This window comes from Shewanella seohaensis, assembly GCF_023283775.1.
Lineage (GTDB): Bacteria > Pseudomonadota > Gammaproteobacteria > Enterobacterales > Shewanellaceae > Shewanella > Shewanella seohaensis.
Genome location: NZ_JAKILE010000036.1, coordinates 1 through 962, shown reverse-complemented (window position 1 = coordinate 962; position 962 = coordinate 1). Strand labels below are relative to the sequence as shown.

Sequence of the window (962 nt, the reverse complement as noted above, 5' to 3'; positions counted from 1 at the left end):
CTAATCCCCGTTCGCTCGCCGCTACTAGGGGAATCTCGGTTGATTTCTTTTCCTAAGGGTACTTAGATGTTTCAGTTCCCCTCGTTTGCCTCACTACACTATGTATTCATGTAGTGATAACAGCTTATGCTGCTGGGTTCCCCCATTCGGACATCGTTAGCTCAAATGCTTGTTACTAGCTCGCCAACGCTTTTCGCAAGTTACTACGTCCTTCATCGCCTCTGACTGCCAAGGCATCCACCGTATACGCTTAGTCGCTTAACCATACAACCCAAATGAGTTTCACTTGAATTGTTGCGACCAGCTGGTTTTACTTGTCTCATCTTCGACCAAGAAGATGGACTCGCCTTAGACTTGAATATTCAAGACACTTAAAAAGTGTTTTAAGAACTCAATTTTTTTCGTATTAACACAACGACAGACATCATTGTATTAATTACTATCAGCTTTCCAAATTGTTAAAGAGCGGGCTTAAAAAAGCCAAAGATAATGTTTTAGTTTATCTTTGGCATCTCTAACCATAATGCAGTAAATGGTGGAGCTATGCGGGATCGAACCGCAGACCTCCTGCGTGCAAGGCAGGCGCTCTCCCAGCTGAGCTATAGCCCCATTTACATGCAGTGCGAGTAAATAAGATGTTCCAAACCTCTTAAAGGATTGGTTTGCCAATCATTTCTTATCAAGGCGGACAGTGGCGACGTTTAGTTCACTAAACGAGTCACTTTCCAACGCTGAGAAGGAAGGATTGGTGGGTCAGAGTGGACTTGAACCACCGACCTCACCCTTATCAGGGGTGCGCTCTAACCAGCTGAGCTACAGACCCATCTTTTACTCTATCTTCTATCAAGCAAATCTGTGTGAACACTCAACAAACATCGAGTTAGTCGTATAGGTAAGGAGGTGATCCAGCCCCAGGTTCCCCTAGGGCTACCTTGTTACGACTTCACCCCAGTCATGAACCA

The 962-nt window shown here is 45.0% G+C and carries 2 tRNA genes and 2 rRNA genes; all 4 read right to left on the bottom strand.

The features are described from left to right. A 23S ribosomal RNA gene (locus tag L2713_RS20480) occupies positions 1 to 264 on the bottom strand; the annotation flags it as partial. 269 nt (positions 265 to 533) lie between these two features. Then, positions 534 to 609: transfer RNA gene (locus tag L2713_RS20475), tRNA-Ala, on the bottom strand. Between the two features lie 137 nt (positions 610 to 746). Continuing rightward, positions 747 to 823, bottom strand: a tRNA-Ile gene (locus tag L2713_RS20470). A 70-nt stretch (positions 824 to 893) separates the two neighbouring features. Then, positions 894 to 962, bottom strand: a 16S ribosomal RNA gene (locus L2713_RS20465); the annotation flags it as partial.